The following is a 20,488-nucleotide window of genomic DNA, read 5'->3' on the forward strand; positions in this document are numbered from 1 at the left end:
CGCGCAAGGTGTCCGTATGAACACCACCACCAAGCAGCCGGAAGTCAGGGGCCGTGTGACGCCTCTGAGGGCCCTCCTGGGAGGCACATACGTCCCGCACCGCGACGGCGCCCGCCCCTTTCACCTTCACCGGAATACGTTGTCCGAGTCCTCCCAGATCGAGGAGTCACTGGACGCGTACTCCCGCGGAACCCGCGACGACGTCTGATACATCGCCTCGATCTCGGCGGCGAACCGCTGAGTGATCGCATCCCGGCGCAACTTCATCGAGGGCGTCAGCAATCCATTGGCCAGATCGAAGGGCTCCGGGAGAACACGGAACACCCGAATGGATTCCGAGCGGGACACGGTGCTGTTGGCCGCGGCGACCGCGCGTCTGACCTCCTCCCGCAATTCGTTCTCCTCGCGCGCGTCCCGGACCGGTGTTTCGCCCCTGGACCGGGACGCGCGCCAGTGCGCGACGAATTCGGGATCCAGAGTGATGAGCGCCCCCACGCAAGGGCGGTTGTCACCCACCACCACGGCTTGGTGGATGAGCGGGTGGACCCGCAGGCGCTCTTCGAGAGCCGCGGGAGCCACACTCTTTCCACTACTCGTGATGATGATCTCCTTCTTGCGCCCGGTGATGGTCAGATATCCCTCGAAGTCGAGACGCCCGACGTCGCCCGTGGCCAGCCAACCGTCCAGGAACGAGTCCTGAGTGGCCAGGGCGTCGTTGAGGTATCCCTGGAACACCGAGGGCCCCGACACGAAGATCTCCCCGTCGTCGGCCACATGGATGTCCGTGCCCGGCAGCGGGCGTCCGACCGTTCCGAACTTCTCGCGTCCCACGGGCTGTGCGGTAATTCCTCCGGCTGTCTCCGTGAGCCCGTATCCGTCGTGCACGAAGATTCCGATTCCCGCGTAGAAGAGGGCGAGTTCACGATTCAGGGGCGAGCCGCCCGACACCGCGCCACATACCCGTCCGCCCAGCGCGGCGCGCAACTTCTTGTACACCGTCTTCTCGTAGAGCGAGTGCTGCAGTCGCAGGTCGAAGCCGGGGCCCGAACCCTTGCCCAGCCGATGACGTTCTTCGGCGAGGGCGAAATCCTGCGCGGTGCGGACGGCACGCTCGAACAGTGAGGCGCGGCCCGTCTGCTGGGCCGCCCGCAGGAAGTTCTTGTAGATCTTCTCGAAGACGGACGGAACCGCGTACAGGTAGGTCGGCCGGAAGGACAGCAGCGCCGCGGAGAGCGCCCCCTCCCCGAGATCGGGCTCGTGCCCCATCAGGATGCCGCCACGCAGACAAAGCCCCTGGATCATCAGGCCGTACACGTGGGAGAAGGGCAGGAAGGCGAGGATGGCGGGCTGCTCTCCGGGAGGAGCCGCCGTATGTCTCCAGCCTTCGAGCAGCGTGTCGCAGGGGCTCGCCAGGTTGCGGTGCGTCAAGGCGCAGCCCCTCGGGTGGCCCGTCGTGCCGGAGGTGTAGGCGATGACCGCGGTCGAGTCGGGCAGCACGATCCGGCGCAGCGAGTCGACCGCCGTCGCCGGTATCGCCCGGCCCCGCTCGACCAGCTGCGGCAGCGCCCCGCTGTCCAACTGCCAGACGTGGCGCAGGAACGGGAGCGCGGCGCACGCCGAGCCGACCGTCATGACCCCCTGCTCGTCCTCGACCACCACGGCGACGCAGTGTGCGTCCTTCAGAATCCACGCGACCTGCTCGTGCGACGACGTCGGATAGATCGGCACGATTTCGGCGCCCACCGACCACAGCGCATAGCTGAGCACGGTCCACTCGTAGCGCGTACGCGCCATGATGGCCACGCGGTCGCCCGGGCGTATGCCCGAGGTGACAAGCCCCCGCGCCAGGTCGACCACCTCGCCCCACAGTTCCGCGGCGGTCACCGGCGTCCAGGACGTGGAGGAGGCATCGGGGCGGCGCGCCAGCTGCGGAAGGTCAGGGGTGCGGTGTGCCGCTTCGAAGAGACTGTCGGCGAGTCCCCCCTGGATCAGTGCTGTGGCCGGTCGAGGAAGTTCGGACTGGTGCATTCGCCGCTCCGGAATTCTCCTCAACGTGGCCTCACCCAGAGACGCCGGTGCCGAGGATTCCCGAATGTAGCCCACACCGGCGACGACCGTGCACGATTCACCGAGCAGCTCGCCCGCGGCCGAGTTCCCGGCCCACGACCGTCGCTTTCGCGGGACGGTTCTTCATCTCCAGCCCCTCCCCAAGGCTCCCCAAGGCGCTCCCCGAGGCCCCATTCTGTTCGTCATGGACGGTCAGGACAGAGCGGACCGTCCGCGCGGCGGTGGGAGTGCCCGCAGCAGCTCCCACAGCGGTCGCGATCCCGCCGCCCAGGTGGCGAGCAGCCGGCGGTCGACAAGGTGGAGCCGCTGCTGCTCCGCGAAGTCCCGCGCGGGGCCGGTTATTCGGCCATTGGTCACCATGACCGCCACATCGGCCCGGTGCACGGGTCGCGCCGTGCCATTGAGGACCTGTAGATCCGGTGTGCCCACCGCGGACCCGCGATCCCCGTCGCGGCGGTGCTTGCACTGGATCACCCAGCGCCGCCCGAACGGGTCCGTCGCCTTCACGTCCGCGCCCAGATCCCCACGGCCACCGACCCGCGCGGAATCCGGGCAGCCGTCACGGCGCATCAACTCCCGTACCGCCTGCTCGAACTCCTGGTGGTGCAGCCCGTCCAGCTGTGCCAGCGCGTACCGCAGCCCGCGCGACCGCACTTCCTCCCACCGCGCCCGCTGCCGACCCCGGTACAACCACCCGGCGCCCGCGAGACCCGCGAACACCACAGCGGTCACGACGACCCACCAGTGGTCCGCGAGCCACCGGAGCACCAGGACGGCCGCGCCCGCGATCACCAGGATCACCAACAGTCGTGCGTCCGCCTCCCGTTGCCGCCGGCTGGGCCGCCGCCCCCGCCACCGGACGGGCGGCCGACGGCGCGTCAAGGGGCACCGCCCGGCCGACAGGCTCTACCGCTCTTCCCGCACACGTCGATCCAAAGCACCCGTACCTCCCGTAGTCATGTGATCGCTCACCGTGCCACGACCCATCATGGCAAGGACCACTGACAATGGGTCACGAACGACCGCGGGACGTGATCGACGCAGGCCGAAATCCGGCCAGGCGGCGGCGGTTCAACCAGGGGCGTCACTCCGAGGTGTTTGCGACGCGTCCTGCGTCAGCTGCTCCAGAGTCCCGCTAGCTGCTCCAGTAGTCCCGCTCAGGCAGTTCAACCCATGCGTCGGGCGGCCCGACGACGGCGCGCGCGTCCGTCGGCCGCAGTCCCGCGTAGGAGCACGAGTAGGCCACCGCGCTGCTCTGGAAGAGGTAGGCGGCCAGGACTTCCCCGGGTGTGGCGTCGAGGTCCGGTGCACCGCCCGGGTGGAGGTCCCACGCCTCGATGACTCCGTCGCGGGCGATGCTGCCCTGGTTGCCGCTCTTGGGATTGGCGTACAGGCCGTAGCAGACGGTGCCGACGGACAGCCGGCTCAGGACGCCCGGCATCTGTGGCGCGTACCCCCACGGCTGGGTGACGACACAGCCGCCCGGCACGGTCGTCACACCGATGATCTGCAGGGTCTCGTCCATGTCGTACGCGTACGGATCCTCGATCAGTTCGTCCAGTTCCTCGCCTTCCGCCGGTGTCGCCTCCAAGCGGCGTATCGCTTCCTCGGCGTCGATCCCGGCGACGCATGCCAGGCCCGTGCCGTCGTAGTCGATGCTTCCCAGCGCCGCGACCAGCCGTCCGCCCTCCTTGGCCACCGCGCGTTCGGCCTCGGTCAGCGTGCGTTCCCCCTCGGGTACCGCGAACAGGTCCGGCGTCGGCCCGGCCAGGCTGAGCCGACCCGGCGACCAACCGCCGATCTGGGGGCGCCAGAGATCTGCTCCGGCGGCCGCGAGGGCCCGCGCGTTGTCCGGTCGGTTGGTGAAGAGGGCCTCCCACAACGCGGTCGTCCCGTTCTCCGCCGCGTCCACGTCCGCGACCCGTCCGGCCAGCTCCGCGACGACCTCCGGCGAGCCGAACCCCGCCGCCCGGTGCAGAGGCCGTCCTCCGCTCCAGGCCTCCGGATCGGCGCCCTGATCGAGACGCCGCCGAATGCCGTCGTAGTCCCGCCAGTCTTCCCAACTCACGCCTGCCCAGCCGCCAACCCGACCTGCCACCATGCCCCCTCCGGTCCCCATCAGGGCGACTCCTCATGGCGCCCGTACACATACCCTCGCAGACGGGTGTGACAACGCCCCGACATGCCGTGTCGCGAGGACCGATCCGGAACTCCAACCGCCGTCATCTCAGCCGGAAATGAGGCATGCCTTCCGGGCGGGACGCCCCCGCGGCGCGTCCCGCCCGTGCGCTGCGCGCCCCCGCTTCCCGCGAGGTCACCGACCCCGGTGACCGTCGCCCGAGAGCTCCTCGGATCGACGGCGAATCCCCGCGAGCAGTCGCCGCACACCCACGCCGTGCCCGCCCGTCCCGATGACGAGCCGTCGGTAGAGGCCGCCGGTCAGGCCGGGGAAGGCGGCTCTCGTTTCGGCCCGCAGGCGCGATCGGTCCGGCCCGAGTTCTTCGAGGCGGAAGGTCAGGGCGTACGTCGAGAATCGATGACGCCCTTCCAGGACCAGCTCACGTCCCGGTACCGCCGCCGTCACCCGGAAGCCCGGGAACGTCGAACCCTCGGCAAGGGGACGTGGTCCGGACGCCGTCCGCTCCGCGCAGTTCACCAGCCTCGCGTAGCCGACCGCGCCGGGACGTGAGGACGACCGGTCCAGCATGTTGCCCAGCACGCGCCAGACAACCTCGGTTCCGGCCGCGATCGCCGTCGTGTGTTCATCGACGTACGGCAAGAGATCGCCCATGTTCACCACGCCCTTCCTGGCCGATGTATGCGCCTGTTCCTCGGCACCGTAGGCGATGGCGGTCGGGCATGGCGGCGGTGCCGCCCCGGGCGTTCACCCCCAACTCCGCCCGGCCGGGGCGTCCCTGGCGGAGGCCCCGGGACGGGTTCGGCGTCCATGCTTTGCGAATGGTCCCCCGTTCACCCTTTCGACGGAGGGCCCGCGACTGACAGACTCCGGAGGGTGCCTGACTTCGACATGCTCGTCATCGGATCCGGCCCGGGCGGCCAGAAGGCTGCCATCGCTGCGGCCAAGCTCGGCCGCCGGGTCGCCGTCGTCGACCGCCCCGACATGGTCGGCGGGGTCTCCATCCACACCGGGACCATCCCCTCAAAGACTCTGCGTGAGGCGGTCCTGTATCTCACCGGCCTCACCCAGCGCGATCTGTACGGCCAGAGCTACCGCTTGAAGGACGACATCACCGTCGCCGATCTGACCGCGCGCACCGAGCACGTGGTCAGCCGCGAAGTCGACGTCATCCGCAGCCAACTGTCACGCAACCACGTCTCGCTCTTCGCGGGCACCGGCAGCTTCCTGGACGACCACACCATCGTCCTGCGCGAAGTGAACGGCCATGAACGGCAGTTGAGCGCCGAGCACATAGTGATCGCCACCGGCACCCGTCCGGCCAGGCCCGCGACCGTCGAGTTCGACGGGCGGACGATCATGGACTCGGACAACGTGCTGAACCTGGAGCAGGTGCCGCGCTCCATGGTCATCGTCGGGGCCGGTGTGATCGGCATGGAGTACGCCTCCATGTTCGCCGCCCTCGGCAGCAAGATCACGGTGGTCGAGAAGCGGCCCGGGATGCTCGACTTCTGCGACGTCGAGGTGATCGAGTCGCTGAAGTACCACCTTCGGGACCTGGCCGTCACCTTCCGGTTCGGCGAGACCGTCGCCGCGGTCGAACGCCACCCCCGAGGCACCCTCACCATCCTGGAGAGCGGCAAGAAGATCCCCGCCGACACCGTCATGTACTCTGCGGGCCGGCAGGGTCTGACCGACGAACTCGACCTGGACAAGGCCGGATTGTCCGCCGACCGGCGCGGCCGGATCACGGTCGACGAGCACTACCGCACCGAGGTGCCGCACATCTACGCCGTCGGTGACGTCATCGGCTTCCCCGCCCTGGCGGCCACCTCGATGGAGCAGGGGCGCACGGCGGCGTACCACGCCTGTGGCGAGCCGGTGAACCGGATGCACGACCTCCAGCCGATCGGCATCTACACCATCCCGGAAATCAGCTTCATCGGGCGGACCGAGGACCAACTCACCGAGGACTGCGTGCCTTTCGAGGTCGGCATCTCCCGCTATCGCGAACTGGCCCGGGGCCAGATCATCGGCGACTCGCACGGCATGCTCAAGCTGCTGGTCTCGCCCGACGACCGCAAACTGCTCGGCGTCCACTGCTTCGGCACCGGCGCCACCGAACTCATCCACATCGGCCAGTCCGTCATGGGTTGCGGCGGCACGGTCGACTACCTGGTCGACGCGGTGTTCAACTACCCGACACTCGCCGAGTCCTACAAGGTCGCCGCTCTCGACGCCACCAACAAGATCCGGCAGATCGACCGTCTCAAGGACTGAGGGACCGCCGGTTCTCGCAGCTGATCGAGGCCCTTACCCCGAGGAACGCCGCGCCATCGGCGTCGCCCTGCCCGCGTCGGCACGGATGGCCGCTTTCATGGACACCGAGCGCTGACCGGCAGCGCGGCCTTCTCCCGACCCGGAAGGAATCCTCATGGCAGCCACAGCGCGGTTCCCGCTGGAGCCCGTGCCCATCCATGTGCCCGACGCCGTCCTCGACGACCTCAAGACGCGGCTGCGGCTCACGAGATGGGCCGACGACGCGGGCAACGAGGACGGGTACTACGGCGTCAGGCGTGGCTACCTCCAGGAGCTCGCCGACCACTGGCTCCATCACTACGACTGGCGCAAGGCCGAAGCCGCGATCAACGCATACGAGCACTACAAGGTCGACGTCCAGGGCGTTCCGGTCCACTTCATGCGCCGACCCGGCGTCGGCCCCGACCCCACGCCGCTCATCCTCACACACGGCTGGCCCTGGACGTTCTGGCACTGGTCCAAGGTCGTCGACCCGCTCGCCGACCCCGCCGCGTTCGGTGGTGACCCGGCCGATGCGTTCGACGTCATCGTCCCCTCCCTGCCCGGTTTCGGCTTCTCCACGCCGCTGCCGGACCACCCCGACATGAACTTCTGGAAGGTCGCCGACCTCTGGCACACCCTGATGACCGACACGCTCGGCCACCAGAAATACGCCGCCGGTGGATGCGACGTCGGCGCCCTCGTCACCGGCCAGCTCGGCCACAAGTACGCCGACGAACTACACGGCATCCACATCGGCTCCGGACTGAAACTCACCTTCTTCAACGGCGACCGGGCCTGGGACCTCAGCGGGGGGCAACCGATCCCCGAAGGCCTGCCCGAGCCCGTACGCCGGCAACTGGTCGCCTACGAGCGGCGCTTCGCCGTCCACCTGGCCGCCCACCTCCTCGCCCCCAGCACCCTCGCCCACGGGCTCTCCGACTCACCGGTCGGGCTGCTCGCCTGGATCCTGGAACGCTGGGCGAGCTGGAGCGACGATCACGGCGATGTGGAGAACGTCTTCTCCAAGGACGACCTCCTCACTCACGCCACGATCTTCTGGGCCAACAACGCCATCGGAACCTCGATGCGCTACTACGCCAACGCCAACCGCTACCCCTGGGCGCCCTCCCACGACCGCCAACCGGTCATCGAGGCCCCCACCGGCATCACCTTCGTCGGCTACGAGAACCCACCCGGCGTCACCACCACCGACCAGCGCATCCAGAGCTGGCTCTCCAGCGACCGCGCCGATTGGTACCACCACGTCAACCTCACCGCCCACGACAGCGGCGGCCACTTCATCCCCTGGGAGACCCCGGACGCCTGGGTCGACGACCTGCGCCGTACCTTCCGCAACCGACGCGGAGCCGCGCCGTCGGCAGGGTGAGACGACCTCAATCCTTCAGCCCGCTCCACCCGTCAGCGGCGTCGGCCTTCAGACTGACGGTTGCCAGCCGAGCGCCGGGCCGAGCCTGGTGGCGATGTCGGTGAGGATCTGGACGTAGTCGTCGTGGTCGAAGCTGAAGGGCAGCGCGAAGGCGACCTCGTCGATCTCGCGGAACGCGACGTGGGAGTAGAGCCGTTCGGCGATCTGGTCGGACGTTCCCACGAGATCGGGCGCGAACATCATGCGCGCCGGCCCCTGCGGCGTCGCGGTGCGCGGCATCCGCTTGCGGGCGTACTCCTCGTACTTCGCACGCTGCTCGGGAGAGGCACTGTCCGTGGGAATCACGACGAGTCCCTGGGAGACACGGGCCTGGTCGCCGTCGGGATGGCGGGCACGGAAGGCGCGTACGTGGGAGAGCTGGACCTCGGCGAAGTCCTCGGACTCCTCCGCCTTTACGACGCTGCTGGTCAGGAAGTTCATTCCGTGCTCACCGGCCCACTGCGCCGACCGCAGGCTGCCGCCGCCGTACCACATACGGCGGCCCAGACCGGGGGAGTGGGGCTGGACGCGGTCGGAGAACACCTCGAAGCCCTCGACTCCGCTGAAGTCGGTGGCCGACTTGCCGCGTACGAAGTCCAACAGCCGCTCCACACGCTCGTAGCCGAAGTCCTCGGCGTCCGCGGTGTCGGGATAGAGGGCGTGTTTGACCTGCTCGTAGTGCATCGGCGGGCCGACGCTGACGCCCGGATTGAGGCGGCCCGAGGACAGGATGTCCACGGTTGCCAGGTCTTCGGCCAGCCGCAGCGGGTTCTCCCAGCCGACCGGGATGACTGCGGTCCCCAGTTCGATGCGGCGGGTGCGCTGGGAGGCCGCTGCCAGGACCGCGACGGGGGAAGAGATGCCGTACTGGAGATGACGGTGGCGCACCCACGCACTGTCGAAACCGAGCCGTTCACCCAGTTCGATGATGTCGAGCGTCGACTCGTGACCCCGGCCGGGGTTGTCCTGGTCGAACAGCCCGATGGTCAGGAATCCCAGCTTCCGCAGAGGGTCTGAGGGCAGTGGCACAGGGCTCCTCCATCGTCCGCGGCAAGCTCTGCCGCACACCAACGCTGCCGCAATTCTGGCAGGCGATCACTGTGGGCAGACCGGGAGGCCCCCCGTGTCCGGTGGTCAGCGCTCACAATGGCGCTGATCGACAAGGAGCACGGGCGGTCTTCCGTGGTCCACGAACCCCGAGGGACCTGCTTCGGCCGGGCCACAGTTCACCCGAGAGGCCATGATGAGCAGCGCAGCACCGATCGACCTGCGATCCGACACCGTGACCCGCCCCGATGCGGAGATGCGTGCCGCGATGGCTGCGGCCGAGGTCGGGGACGACGTCCTCGACGGCGATCCCACCATGCGCGCTCTGGAGGAGCGAGCGGCTGAACTGCTTGGCGTGGAAGCTTCGTTGTGGGTGCCGAGCGGCTCCATGGGAAACCTCGTGGCTCTCTTCCTCCACCTGCAACGAGGTGACCGCTTCTTCGCACCCCAACAGGCCCATGTGCTGGACAGTGAGATCGGTACAGCGGCATGGCTCGCCGGCGGCATGCCGCAGCCGCTGCCCTGGGCGGCCGGTCCGGGCAGGATCACCGCACAGGCCATCCGCGCCGCGGCGTCCGGCCGCGGCCCGTACTTCGCCCTGCGCAACCGACTCCTGTGCCTGGAGAACACGCACAACACGGCCGGCGGCACGACGACATCGCCTCTGGAGCACGCCGAACTGGTCGCCGCGGCAAGGGAGACGGGCCTGCTGGTCCATCTGGACGGCGCCCGGATCTGGAACGCGGCCGTGGCGCAGAAGACCACCCCGGCCGAGCTCACCCGGGGTGTGGACACTGTCCAGGCATGTCTGAGCAAGGGGCTGGGCGCACCGGTGGGTTCGGTCGTCGGCGGGAGCGCCGACTTCGTGCGCGAGGCCCGGCGCGTGCGCAAGATGCTCGGCGGGGGAGTACGGCAGGGCGGCGTGCTCGCCGCCGCCGGGCTGGTGGCGCTGGAACGCGTCGACCGGCTCGCGGAGGACCACGAGAACGCCCGACTGCTCGCCGGCGGTCTGCGCGAACTCGGTTGGGACGTGGCGGCACCCGAGACGAACATCGTCATGGTCCACGTTCCCGATGCGGCAAAGGCGGTCGAGGAATGCGGACGAGCGGGAGTCCTCGCCCTGTCACTGGGCGGCCGCCTGCGCCTGATCACCCACTGCGACGTCTCACGCGCCGACGTGCGGCGGGCGCTCGACCGTATCGCCGCCGTAGCTGGTCGGTAGGGCTCCGGCTCCGTTCATGAGCCCGGACAGGCCCTGACTCATTGGGTAGTCGGTTCCGCGCAGGGGCTCCAGCCAGCGGCGCACGCTGCGGGCGCTGCCAAGGTCTGCCTGGACCCGCCGAACGAGCCCTGGCCCGCTCCGGTCGAAGCCGCCAGGCCGGACCTGACAAGACCCGCCTGATTCGTCCGGCTTGACGCATGCCGATATCGGAATATGATGGATCCATGGCACGAGCAGCGACGACGTCGGACGTCTTCAACGCGATCGCCGAGCCGCAGCGCCGGGAGATCCTGCTGCTGCTTCGGGCGGGTGAGCGGCCGGTGACCGAGTTGGCCCAGGAGCTGGGGATGACCCAGCCGGGGGCGTCCAAACACCTGCGGGTGCTCCGGGAGGTCGGGCTGGTGCGGGACCGCAAGGCAGGCAAGCAGCGCCTGTACGGCCTTGACGCCCGCGGGCTGCGACCGATCCACGAGTGGACCGGCGGGTTCGAGCGGTTCTGGAACGAGAGCTTCGACCGGCTGGACGAGTACGTGCAGGACCTCAAGCAGGCAAGGCAGGAGGGGTGACCGATGGCAGCGACAGGACGGGACGCACCGGCGCAGTCAGCGACGGCCGACCGCGAGATCGTGATCTCCCGGGCCATCAGTGCCCCACGGGAGCTGGTGTTCGAGGCGTTCACCGAGGTGCGGCATCTGTCGCGGTGGTGGGGACCGGAGGGGTTCACCACCACCACGCGGGCGTTCGAGTTCCGCGTCGGCGGGGCGTGGGACTTCGTGATGCACGGACCGGACGGGACGGACTACCAGGAGTGGATCTCCTGGACCGAGATCGCCCCGCCGGAGCGGATCGCGTTGCTCCACGGTGAGTCCCGCGGCGACCCGAACGCCTTCGAGTCGGTCCTCACATTCGCGCCAGACGGCGCGGCGACCCGGATCGAGATGCGCACGGTGTTCCCCACCAAGGAGCTGCGCGACGAGGCGGTCGAGAAGTACCACGCGATCGAGGGCGGCCGGCAGACCCTGGGCAACCTGGCTGCCTACGTCACCGAGATCGTCCGGAAGGGAGTTGAGGACTGATGGCCGGAAAGGTGTTCTTCAGTGTGACGATGTCGCTGGACGGGTTCATCGCGCCTGAGGAGCGCATGGATGACCCGGATGCGCAGCGCTGGATGGCGCAGTGGATGGAGCTGCAGCAGTGGATATTCCCGCAGCGGTTCTTCCAGGAGAACCTGAAGCTCGGCGAGGGCGGCGAGGAAGGGCGCGACAACGACATCGCGCGGGAGACGTTCGAGCGCACCGGCGCGAGCGTGATGGGCAAGCGCATGTTCGACCTCGGCGAGCAGGCGTGGCCGGAGGAGGCGCCGTTCCACACGCCGGTCTTCGTCGTGACGCACGAGAAGCGTGACCCCTGGGAGCGGCCGGGCGGGACCACCTTCCACTTCGTCAACGACGGCATCGAGACCGCGCTCGACCAGGCCCGCGAGGCCGCCGGCGACCGCGACGTCCGCATCGCGGGCGGCGGCGCGACGATCCTGGAGTACGTGAACGCCGGCCTGATCGACGAGTTCTCGATCGCGCTCTCACCCGTGCTGTTCGGCTCCGGAATCCGCCTGTTCGAGGGCGTGGACGCGGGCCGCGTGGCCCTGGAGCCGGTCCGCGCGGAGCCCTCCCCAAGGGTGACGCACCTGACCTACACCGTCCGGCAGCGGTAACTGTCCCGAACTCAGCGCTCTCCCGCCGAGGTCAGCTGCCCGCGGACAACCCGGCCCGCCCCGGCGCCCCGCCCGTCCACGTCACCCTGGACTTCTATGTGAGCGCCGCGCGCCAGAAGTTCGGCACGCCACCGGCGATCCGAACGGTCCCGGTCTGCCCAAGTGGCCCGCCTACAGCCCCGGTTCACCCACCGTGATGGAAATCGGCGAGCACTACGGACCGATGCGCGTGGCATCCCCAGAGAGGCTCGCCTTCTGGAAGCGGTATTTTGCGACGCAGGATGCCTGGTAGGTGTGGAACGGTCAGTCCACGGCGCCTCGGTTCGCCGCCGCCACTCGGTGAGTTGAGGTGATCCAGTCGCGGATCGCCTCCGCCGTCGTCGGGGCGTGCTCCTCCAGCACGCTCAGGTGATGGCCGGGGACATCCACCGTGTCGTGGACGACCGGCCACGACGACCGCTCCGGCATGTCCGGCAGCGGCTCGGTGGCGCGCACCAGCAGCGTGCGCACACCCGTCGGCTCCGGTTGCCAGCCGCGGAACATCCGGGTGTAGGCGCCCAGCGACAGCAGCGTCAGATCGTCCACCGCGGTGTCGAACCGCTCGCGCAACGCCAGTGGAATCCGGGCGGGCAGCGCCAGCAGCCACGACTCGGCCTCCCGGTCCGGGGTGACGTGGTACGAGTCCACCAGGACGAGCCCCGCCGGGGGAGTGCCGTCGGCCGTCAGACGCGCGGTCAGCGCATGCGCGACCGAACCGCCCATGGAGTGGCCCAGGACGACGTACGGGCGCTCACCGAGGTGGCGCTGCACCGTCGTGGCGTGCAGTTCGATCAGCGTCTCCAGGTCCCGCGCCACGGCGTCCCCGTGGTCGACCCCCGGGTGCCGCAGCTCGAAGACGTCCCGCTCGCCGTCGAACCGGGGCGCGAGCCCCGCGTGCCACGGTCGGCCGAGGGTCGTGGCGAAGCCCGGAACGCACACGAGCGCCGGGCCTTCCCCGCCGGTGGCCAGCCGCAGCGGGGACAGCGTGTGCCGGGCGCTGTCATCGCGGCCGAAGGAGGGCGCGGCGACCGACGCGGTCACCAGCAGGTGCATCGCCGAGACCACGTCGCCCGTCTCGCAGACCTGCCGGTAGAGGCTCGGCAAGGACTGACCCGCGCGGGCGCTGCGTGTGCCGCCCGGCTCGGGCGAGGCGAACGGTGACGGAGCGGGGCGAGCCGGGAGAGCGGGGCGAGCGAGGTGATCGGCGTGAGCGGTGCGCGGGGGAGTGGACGGGACAGCCGCGGAGAAGGCCGGAGTTGCGGTCTCCCCGGAAGCCGGCAGCGGGATCTCAGCGGGCTCGGAAGGAACGGCCTCGGCGGCCTCGGAGGGAAGAGCCTCGGTGGGACCGGACAGGGCGGTGTCACCAGGATGATCCCCGTGCACCCTCTCCCGATCGTCCGCCCCCGACCCGGCGGCACCCGCCCCCTCGGACAGCACCCCGCGCATCTCCCCGTACACGTGATCCGCCAGCTCCTCCACGCTCGGCCAGTCGTACGCGACGGTGGCCGCCAGCGGGACACCCGCCAGCAGGTTCAGCCGGTTGCGCAGCAGCACGCTCATCAGCGAGTCGAGGCCCAGTTCGGGGAAGCCCCGGTCGACGGCGCTCGCATCCGGGTGCCCGAGGAGGCCGGCGACTTCGGCACGGATCAGCTCCCGCAGGGCGGGGACCCGCTCGGGCATGGGGAGTGACACCAGCCGTTCCCGCCAGGCTCCGGCGGTGCCGTCCGGTTCGTCGCCTCCGGCCGCCGCCCCGGGCGAGGCCGACGGCCGAGCCGGACGCAGCAGCCCGCGCAACGGTGGCGGAACCGGTGCCCCGGCGGCCGGCGCCCCTGGCGAGCGGTCCAGCGGCAGCGGCGCGAGGACCGGTTCGCCGCTGCCCAACGCGGCGTCGAACAGGGCCAATCCCTGCTCCGGGGAGACCGCGCGCACGGGGCCGCCGTGGACCCGGCCGACGCGGGCCGCCATCCCTTCGTCGTCCGCCCACGGCCCCCAGGCCAGCGACAACGCGGGCAGTCCGAGCGCGGCGCGGTGCAGGGCGAGGGCGTCCAGGAAGGAGTTCGCCGCCGCGTAGTTGGCCTGGCCGGGATTGCCGAGCAGACCCGCGGCAGAGGAGAACAGCACGAATTGCGACAGCGGCAGATCCTTCGTCAGCTCGTGCAGATGCCAGGCCGCGTCGGCCTTCGGCCGCAGCACCGCCGCCAGCCGCTCGGGCGTCATCGCCTCCAGTACGCCGTCGTCCAGGACCCCGGCCGTATGCACCACGGCAGTGAGGTCGGGCCCGAACTCCTTGACCAGGGCGGCAAGTTGGCCCCGCTCGGCGGTGTCGCAGGCCACCAGGTCGACCTGGGCTCCCGCTTGTTCGAGCTCGTCGCGCAGCGCCTGCGCCCCAGGTGCCTGCGGTCCGCGTCGGCTGACGAGCACGAGATGCCGGGCCCCGTGCCGGTCGACCAGATGACGGGCCAGCAGCGCGCCCAGCGAACCCGTTCCGCCGGTGACCAGGACGGTGCCTCGGCCGAGGGAGCCGACGGCCGCCGATCCGGGAGCGGCCGTCAGCCGGGGGACGCGCAACAGGCCGTCCCTGATGGACAGTTGGGGTTCACCTGTGGCGACGGCGGCAGGCAGCAGCCGTACCGAATCGGGACGACCGTCCACGTCCACGAGCGTGAGCCGCCCGGGATACTCCGCCTGCGCGGCCCGCAACAGCCCCCAGAGGGCGGCGGCGGGCAGGTCCGGCATCTCGGCGGAGGCATCGCGCGTCACGACGACCAGCCGCCCGGAACCGGCGAGCCGCGTCCGCAGCAACTCCAAGGCCCGCACGGCCAACTCGTACGCCGCGACGGCCGGATCGCCGCCCGAGGCGACGGGAGCGGCGAGGGACGCGACAACCGTCTCCGAACCGCCCTCGGACAGTGATGCCCCGGCCCCTTTGGAAGTCTCCACGGACTGAAGGACCGCGCCCACGCCCAGGTCGTCGATGTCCGTCACTGCCAGGGCGGACCCCTGTCCAGTCGCCGGAACTCCCGTCCAGCGCAGCCGGTACAACTCTCCCGCCGGTGCCGGCCCTCCCTCTGGGACGGGACGCGTCGTCATCGAGTCCAGCCGGGCCACGGGGGCGCCCGAGGGGGTGGCGAGGTCCACGGCGACCGTGTCCGGCCCGGTCGTCCGGAGGCGTACGCGCAGGGCGGTGGCCCCCGTGGCGTACAGCGTCATGCCCTGCCATGCGAACGGCATCCGGGCGGGTCCGGTGGGCGGTTCGGCGAGCAGTCCGCTGTGCAGGGCGGCGTCCAGGAGCGCCGGGTGGAGGGCGTGGCGGCGGGCCTCCGTGCCCGGCACCGGGCCGACCTCGGCGAAGAGTTCCTCGCCGCGCCGCCACAAGGCCGTGACGCCTTGGAACGCGGGCCCGTACGCGTGGCCGGTGGCCGCCAGCCGCTCGTAGGCGCCGGTGAGATCCACGGCGATCGCGTCCGGTGGCGGCCACGCGGTGAGGGCGGCCGCTCGGTCCCGGTCGCCGGGGACGGCCGGGCCGAGCCGCCCCGTCGCATGCTGGGTCCAGGCGCCGAGTGCCCCGGACGTCTCCGGCCGGGAGTACACGTCCGCGGTGCGGCGCCCGGTGTCGTCCGGTTCCCCCACGACCACCTGGAGCTGCACCCGGTCCCCCTCGGCGGCGGGCAGTGCCAGCGGCGCCAGGAGAGCGAGGTCCTCCAGTACGTCGAGACCGCACGCGTCGCCCGCGTGGAGCACCACATCGGCGAACGCGGCACCGGGCACGACGACGTGTCCGCCCACGGCGTGGTCGCGCAGCCAGGGCTGGGCCGCGCCGGACAGCCAGCCACCGCACAGCACGCGCTCCGTGCCCGGCACGGTGACCGTCTGGGTCAGCATCGGATGCCCGGAAGCGGCTGCGGTGTCGGCGGTGGCCTCGGACAGCCAGTAGCGCTGCCGCTGGAAGGGGTAGGTCGGCAGGTCGACCCGCCGGGCGCCGCTGTCCGCGTACACCCGCCGCCAGTCCACCGGTAGGCCGTGGACATGGAGTTGGCCCAGCGCGGTGAACAGTGTCCGCGGCTCGGGCCCGGGGGCGCCCCGGCGGGCGACGGCCGTGAACAGCGGGTCCCCGTTCGTCTCGGCCAGACCCGTCATGGCCTGAGCCGTGAGCTGAGCGTCCGGGCCGATCTCAGCGAACGCTGTGACCCGCCCCTCGCCCGCCAGCCACCGCACGGCGTCCCCGAACCGCACGGCCTCGCGGGCGTGCCCCACCCAGTACGCGGCCGACCGCAGCTCGTCCCCGGTGGCCGGACGTCCGGTCAGCCCCGATATCACAGGGATGCGGGGCACGCCGTACGCCAACTTGCCCGCGAGGCGGCCGAATTCGGCGAGCATCGGTTCCATCAGCGGGGAGTGGAAGGCGTGGCTGACCCGCAGCCGGGCGATGCGGCGTCCTCGTACGGCGAATCGCTCCGCGAGCGCGAGGACGGGCTCCTCCGCGCCGGAGACGACGACCGCGCGCGGGCCGTTCACGGCCGCGATCGAGACACCGTCGGTGAGCTCGCGGTTCACCTCGGCCTCGGTGGCGTCCAGTGCCACCATGGCGCCGCCCTCCGGCAGCTCCCGCATCAACCGGCCTCGGGCCGCCACCAGTTCGACCGCGTCCTGCTCGGACAGGATGCCCGCGACGTGGGCCGCCGCCAGCTCGCCGACGGAGTGCCCGGCCAGGAAGTCCGGCCGCACGCCCCAGGACTCCAGCAGCCGGAAGGCGGACACCTCGAAGACGAACAGAGCCGCCTGGGCGAAGTCCGTACGATCCAGCAGCCCTTCCTCGTCCGCTCCCCAGAGAACCGAGCGCAGCGGACGCTCCAGATGGGCGTCGAAACGCTCGCACAAGGCGTCGAAGGCGGCGGAGAAGACCGGGAAGGTCTCGCACAACTCCCGCCCCATCCCGCTTCGTTGGGCGCCCTGGCCGGTGAAGAGCAGGGCCAGCCGACCGGGCGACACCGCAGGCCGCGGCGCAGCGGACGCGGCCAGGGTGTCCAGCGCGCCGAGCAGCTCCTCGCGGTCGTCGGCGGACACGACAGCCCGGTGGGAGAGCGCGGCCCGCGCGGTGGCCTGGGTGAACGCCACGTCCAGCGGCTCGAGTTCGGGCCGCTCACGCAGCGCCGCCGCCGTGTGTGCGGCCTGCGCCCGCAGGGCCGCCGGGCTCGCCCCGGAGAGCGGCAGCGGGGGCACCGCCGAGCGGCGGCGTGGTCGTACGACGGTGTTGTCCTCGGCTTCCTCCAGGATCACGTGCGCGTTGGTCCCGCCGATCCCGAACGCCGACACCCCGGCCCGCCGGAGCCGCCCCGCCTCGGGCCGCCACTCCTGCTCCCGGCTCAACAGCCGTACGGCGCCCGACGACCAGTCCACCCGGGGTGACGGCTCGTCGGTGTGCAGAGTGCGGGGGAGCCGGCGGTGTCGCATCGCCAGTACGGTCCTGATGACGCCGGCGACGCCCGCCGCGGCCTGGGTGTGGCCGAGGTTGGACTTCAACGAGCCCAGCCACAGCGGGCGTTCGGGGGAGCGGCCCTGCCCGTACGCGGCCAGCAGAGCCTGTGCCTCGATCGGGTCTCCGAGCGCGGTGCCCGTGCCGTGCGCCTCCACCGTGTCGATGTCGGCCGGCGAGAGCCCGGCGTCGGTGAGGGCCGCGTGGATCACCCGTTGCTGTGCGGGCCCGTGGGGCGCGGTGAGTCCGTTGGACGCTCCGTCGGAGTTGACCGCCGAGCCGCGCAGCACGGCGAGCACCGGATGTCCGTTGCGCCGTGCGTCGGACAGCCGCTCCAGCAGCACCAGGCCGACGCCCTCGCCCCAGGCCGTGCCGTCGGCCGCCGCCGAGAACGGTTTGCAGCGGCCGTCGGGGGCCAGCCCGCGCAGCCTGCTGAACGCGATGAACGGCGCGGGCGAGGCCATGACGGTCACCCCGCCCGCGACGGCCAGCGAGCACTCGCCCTCGCGCAGCGACCGCGCGGCCGCGTGCAGGGCCACCAGCGACGACGAACACGCGGTGTCCACGGTCACGGCGGGCCCGCGCAGCCCCAGGGTGTACGCGATCCGGCCCGACGCCACGCTGCCCGCCGAACCGAGCGCGAGATGGGCTTCCAGCTCGTGCCCGGAGCCATGCAGCAGACGGCCCGCGTAGTCGGCGTGCATCACGCCGACGAAGACACCGGTGTCGCTGCCGCGCAGCTCCGACGGGTCGAGGCCCGCGCGCTCCAGCAGTTCCCAGCCGGTCTCCAGCAGCAGCCGCTGCTGTGGATCGGTGGCCAGCGCCTCGCGCGGCGACATCCCGAAGAAGGCGGCGTCGAACTCGGCGGCCCGGTGCAGGAAACCGCCCCGGCGGGTGACGGAGGTACCCGTCCGGTCCGGATCGGGGTCGTGGAGCGCGGCCACGTCCCAGCCCCGGTCGGCGGGGAAGTCGGAGGTCGCGTCGACGCCGTCGGCCAGCAGCCGCCACAAGTCCTCCGGCGACTCCACTCCGCCCGGGTAACGGCAGGCCATGGCCACCACGGCGATCGGCTCCCCGCCGCCCCCGGGCTCCCCGGCCTCCGTGCCGGACGTCCGAGCGGGCCGCACGCCGACGTCACCCCGCAGCGCGTCGCGCACACATGCCGCCACAGCCCCGGGCGTCGGATGGTCGAACACGAGCGTCGCGGGCAGGTCGAGGCCGGTCGCCGCGCCCAGCCGGTCGCGCAGCAGCACCCCGCCGAGCGAGGTCAGCCCGAGCTCGGTGAAGGCCCGGTCGACATCGATGTCGTGGGAAGACAGCCCGGCCGTACGCGCCGTCTCTTCGAGCACCAGGTCCAGCACGGCGTCGGAAACCGCCGCCAGCCGCTCACGCAGCCCCGCCGAGGCCGCCGTCCGCTCCGCCGAGAGACGCCGCACCAACTGCTCGGCGAGCGCCGGCCGGAGCACCTTGCCCGACGGGGTACGGGGGATGGCGTCGGTCTCGTAGAACTCGTCCGGCACCTTGAACGCGGACAGCCGCTCCCGGCAGTCGGCGAGGGCCCGCGCCAGGTCGACCCCGTGCGGTCCCGGCACGACGAAGGCGACCGGCACCTCGCCGAGCACGTCGTGCGGCCGGCCGACGACGGCGGCGTCGGCGACATCGGGGCGGGCGAGCAGCACCCGCTCCACCTCGGACGGGTTGACGTTCTCACCGCCCCGGATGATCAACTCCTTGACGCGGCCGGTGATGTGGAGGTGGCCGTGCGCCAGTCGCCGGCCGAGGTCCCCGGTGCGGTACCAGCCGTCGCTGAACGCCTCGGCGGTGGCCTCCGGGCGCTGGTGGTAGCCGGCCATCAAGCCGGGGCCGCGGACCCAGATCTCCCCCTCGTCCCCGTCGTCGACCTCGGCGCCGGTGGACGTATCGGTGAACCGCACCGCGAGCCCGGGCAGCGGGGGACCGCTGGAGGCGTCGTGCCGGGGCCCGTCGAGCAGGTTGAGCGCGATCTTCCCGCAGGTCTCGGTGGAGCCGTAACCGTCGAGGAGGGGAGCGGCCAGCGCGTCCTCGACGGCCGCCCGCAGTTCCGGGGGACAGGGCGCGCCCCCGCTGACGCACACCCGCAGTGAAGGGGGCACGGGGGCCGCCGCCTCGTGCAACGAGTCCAGCAGCAGACGGTAGGTGGCGGGCACTCCGGCCAGCACGGTGAACGGCTCCGCGGCGAGCGCGCGGGCGACGTCCGCGCCCCGGTCGAGGAGGCGGGCGCTCGCACCGACCGAGAGCACGCCCAGCAGACAGAGCGAGTGCGCGTAGCAGTGGAACATCGGAAGGGGCCACAGCAGGCGGTCCTGCTCCCGCCAACCGAACGCGGGCACGTAGGACGCCGCCACCGACCACAGGGCGGAACGCTGCGTGGAGACCACGCCCTTGCTCTCGCCGGTGGTGCCCGAGGTGTAGAGAATCCAGGCCGGATCGTCGAGGCCCAGGTCGTCCCGGGGTGCCTGGCCCGGATCCGTCCCGGCGAGGTCCTCGAAGGCGACCGTGCCCACCGGCGCGGCGCCCTCCCCTGCCACCACCACCCGAAGTGCGGGCCGCTCGGCCGCCAGCCGGGTGACGCGCGGCAACAGCGGCTCCTCGGTGACGACCAGAACCGCGCCGCTGTCGTCGAGGAAGTACGCCAACTCCTCCTCCGAAGCACCGGGGTTGAGCAGCACACCGACCGCCGCGGCCCGCAGCGCGCCGAGACAGCTCTCCACCAACTCCACCCGATTGCCCAGCAGGATCGCGACCCGGTCCCCGCGCCGCACCCCGAGCCGCGTCAGATGCCCCGCCAGCCGGCCGGTGCGCCGCTCCAACTCCCCGTAGGTGACGGCGCGGTGAGCATCCGCGTAGGCGGTCTTGCCTTCCAGTCGAGCCGCGTGCTCCTTCAGAGTGACGGGCAGTGCACGCACCAACTCGCCCTGAAAACCCGCCATTCCCACCCCGTCGCCGCCCTGTGCCATCCGGCAACCGTACGTCAGCCGAATGCGCGGGCGAGGGGTCCGACATGCGGTGCCGGAGCCCGGGTGCGC

At 71.3% G+C, this 20,488-nt stretch carries 12 protein-coding genes; 6 read left to right on the forward strand and 6 right to left on the reverse strand.

Going from position 1 to position 20,488, the window contains the following annotated elements; all coding sequences use genetic code 11:
* Positions 1 to 126: 126 nt before the first annotated feature.
* The 4 genes from OG975_RS45005 to OG975_RS45020 all read right to left on the reverse strand — a co-directional run bounded on the left by OG975_RS45005 (position 127) and on the right by OG975_RS45020 (position 4,858).
* Complete coding sequence (locus OG975_RS45005; RefSeq protein ID WP_406335511.1) at positions 127 to 2,028, reverse strand: AMP-dependent synthetase/ligase; 1,902 nt, start codon at positions 2,026 to 2,028, stop codon at positions 127 to 129.
* Between the two features lie 231 nt (positions 2,029 to 2,259).
* Positions 2,260 to 2,949 (reverse strand): restriction endonuclease, encoded by a 690-nt coding sequence (locus OG975_RS45010; RefSeq protein ID WP_406335513.1) that lies wholly within the window; start codon positions 2,947 to 2,949, stop codon positions 2,260 to 2,262.
* A 253-nt stretch (positions 2,950 to 3,202) separates the two neighbouring features.
* Complete coding sequence (locus tag OG975_RS45015; protein WP_406335514.1) at positions 3,203 to 4,186, reverse strand: ankyrin repeat domain-containing protein; 984 nt, start codon at positions 4,184 to 4,186, stop codon at positions 3,203 to 3,205.
* A gap of 195 nt (positions 4,187 to 4,381) precedes the next feature.
* Complete coding sequence (locus tag OG975_RS45020) at positions 4,382 to 4,858, reverse strand: hypothetical protein (RefSeq protein WP_406335515.1); 477 nt, start codon at positions 4,856 to 4,858, stop codon at positions 4,382 to 4,384.
* 222 nt (positions 4,859 to 5,080) lie between these two features.
* Between OG975_RS45020 and sthA the strand changes: the two genes are divergently transcribed.
* Both sthA and OG975_RS45030 read left to right on the forward strand, forming a co-directional pair.
* Positions 5,081 to 6,484, forward strand: coding sequence for a Si-specific NAD(P)(+) transhydrogenase (sthA, locus tag OG975_RS45025; RefSeq protein WP_406335516.1), 1,404 nt, complete (start codon positions 5,081 to 5,083; stop codon positions 6,482 to 6,484).
* A gap of 154 nt (positions 6,485 to 6,638) precedes the next feature.
* Positions 6,639 to 7,892: an epoxide hydrolase family protein gene (locus OG975_RS45030; protein WP_406335518.1), complete on the forward strand. Its 1,254-nt coding sequence runs from the start codon at positions 6,639 to 6,641 to the stop codon at positions 7,890 to 7,892.
* Positions 7,893 to 7,940: 48 nt separating this feature from the next.
* On the opposite strand, the gene OG975_RS45035 is transcribed toward OG975_RS45030, so the two are convergent.
* Entirely contained in the window at positions 7,941 to 8,960 is a 1,020-nt protein-coding gene (locus OG975_RS45035; RefSeq protein WP_406335519.1) for an LLM class flavin-dependent oxidoreductase, read from the reverse strand.
* A gap of 214 nt (positions 8,961 to 9,174) precedes the next feature.
* Between OG975_RS45035 and OG975_RS45040 the strand changes: the two genes are divergently transcribed.
* From OG975_RS45040 to OG975_RS45055, 4 genes are all read left to right on the forward strand, one after another.
* Positions 9,175 to 10,200: a threonine aldolase family protein gene (locus OG975_RS45040; protein WP_406335521.1), complete on the forward strand. Its 1,026-nt coding sequence runs from the start codon at positions 9,175 to 9,177 to the stop codon at positions 10,198 to 10,200.
* A 224-nt stretch (positions 10,201 to 10,424) separates the two neighbouring features.
* Positions 10,425 to 10,766: an ArsR/SmtB family transcription factor gene (locus tag OG975_RS45045; RefSeq protein WP_406335522.1), complete on the forward strand. Its 342-nt coding sequence runs from the start codon at positions 10,425 to 10,427 to the stop codon at positions 10,764 to 10,766.
* 3 nt (positions 10,767 to 10,769) lie between these two features.
* Positions 10,770 to 11,276 carry an SRPBCC family protein gene (locus OG975_RS45050; RefSeq protein WP_406335523.1) on the forward strand — a complete coding sequence of 169 codons (507 nt, stop codon included), beginning with the start codon at positions 10,770 to 10,772 and terminating at the stop codon, positions 11,274 to 11,276.
* Complete coding sequence (locus OG975_RS45055; protein WP_406335524.1) at positions 11,276 to 11,911, forward strand: dihydrofolate reductase family protein; 636 nt, start codon at positions 11,276 to 11,278, stop codon at positions 11,909 to 11,911. The genes OG975_RS45050 and OG975_RS45055 overlap by 1 nt, the downstream gene beginning before the upstream one ends.
* 303 nt (positions 11,912 to 12,214) lie before the next feature.
* Here the strand turns inward: OG975_RS45055 and OG975_RS45060 are convergent, their stop codons facing one another.
* On the reverse strand, positions 12,215 to 20,419 hold the full coding sequence (locus tag OG975_RS45060; protein WP_406335525.1) for an alpha/beta fold hydrolase: 8,205 nt from the start codon (positions 20,417 to 20,419) through the stop codon (positions 12,215 to 12,217).
* Positions 20,420 to 20,488 lie beyond the last annotated feature (69 nt).

It is taken from the genome of Streptomyces sp. NBC_00203 (assembly GCF_045206325.1).
GTDB lineage: Bacteria > Actinomycetota > Actinomycetes > Streptomycetales > Streptomycetaceae > Streptomyces > Streptomyces lutosisoli.

Excerpts from the sequence above, each read along its gene's own strand:
- OG975_RS45005 (WP_406335511.1), bottom strand. The coding sequence starts at position 2,028 with ATGCACCAGTCCGAACTTCCTCGACCGGCCACAGCACTGATCCAGGGG.
- OG975_RS45015 (WP_406335514.1), bottom strand. The coding sequence starts at position 4,186 with ATGGGGACCGGAGGGGGCATGGTGGCAGGTCGGGTTGGCGGCTGGGCA.
- OG975_RS45020 (WP_406335515.1), bottom strand. The coding sequence starts at position 4,858 with ATGGGCGATCTCTTGCCGTACGTCGATGAACACACGACGGCGATCGCG.
- OG975_RS45030 (WP_406335518.1), top strand. The coding sequence starts at position 6,639 with ATGGCAGCCACAGCGCGGTTCCCGCTGGAGCCCGTGCCCATCCATGTG.
- OG975_RS45040 (WP_406335521.1), top strand. The coding sequence starts at position 9,175 with ATGAGCAGCGCAGCACCGATCGACCTGCGATCCGACACCGTGACCCGC.
- OG975_RS45045 (WP_406335522.1), top strand. The coding sequence starts at position 10,425 with ATGGCACGAGCAGCGACGACGTCGGACGTCTTCAACGCGATCGCCGAG.
- OG975_RS45050 (WP_406335523.1), top strand. The coding sequence starts at position 10,770 with ATGGCAGCGACAGGACGGGACGCACCGGCGCAGTCAGCGACGGCCGAC.
- OG975_RS45055 (WP_406335524.1), top strand. The coding sequence starts at position 11,276 with ATGGCCGGAAAGGTGTTCTTCAGTGTGACGATGTCGCTGGACGGGTTC.
- OG975_RS45060 (WP_406335525.1), bottom strand. The coding sequence starts at position 20,419 with ATGGCACAGGGCGGCGACGGGGTGGGAATGGCGGGTTTTCAGGGCGAG.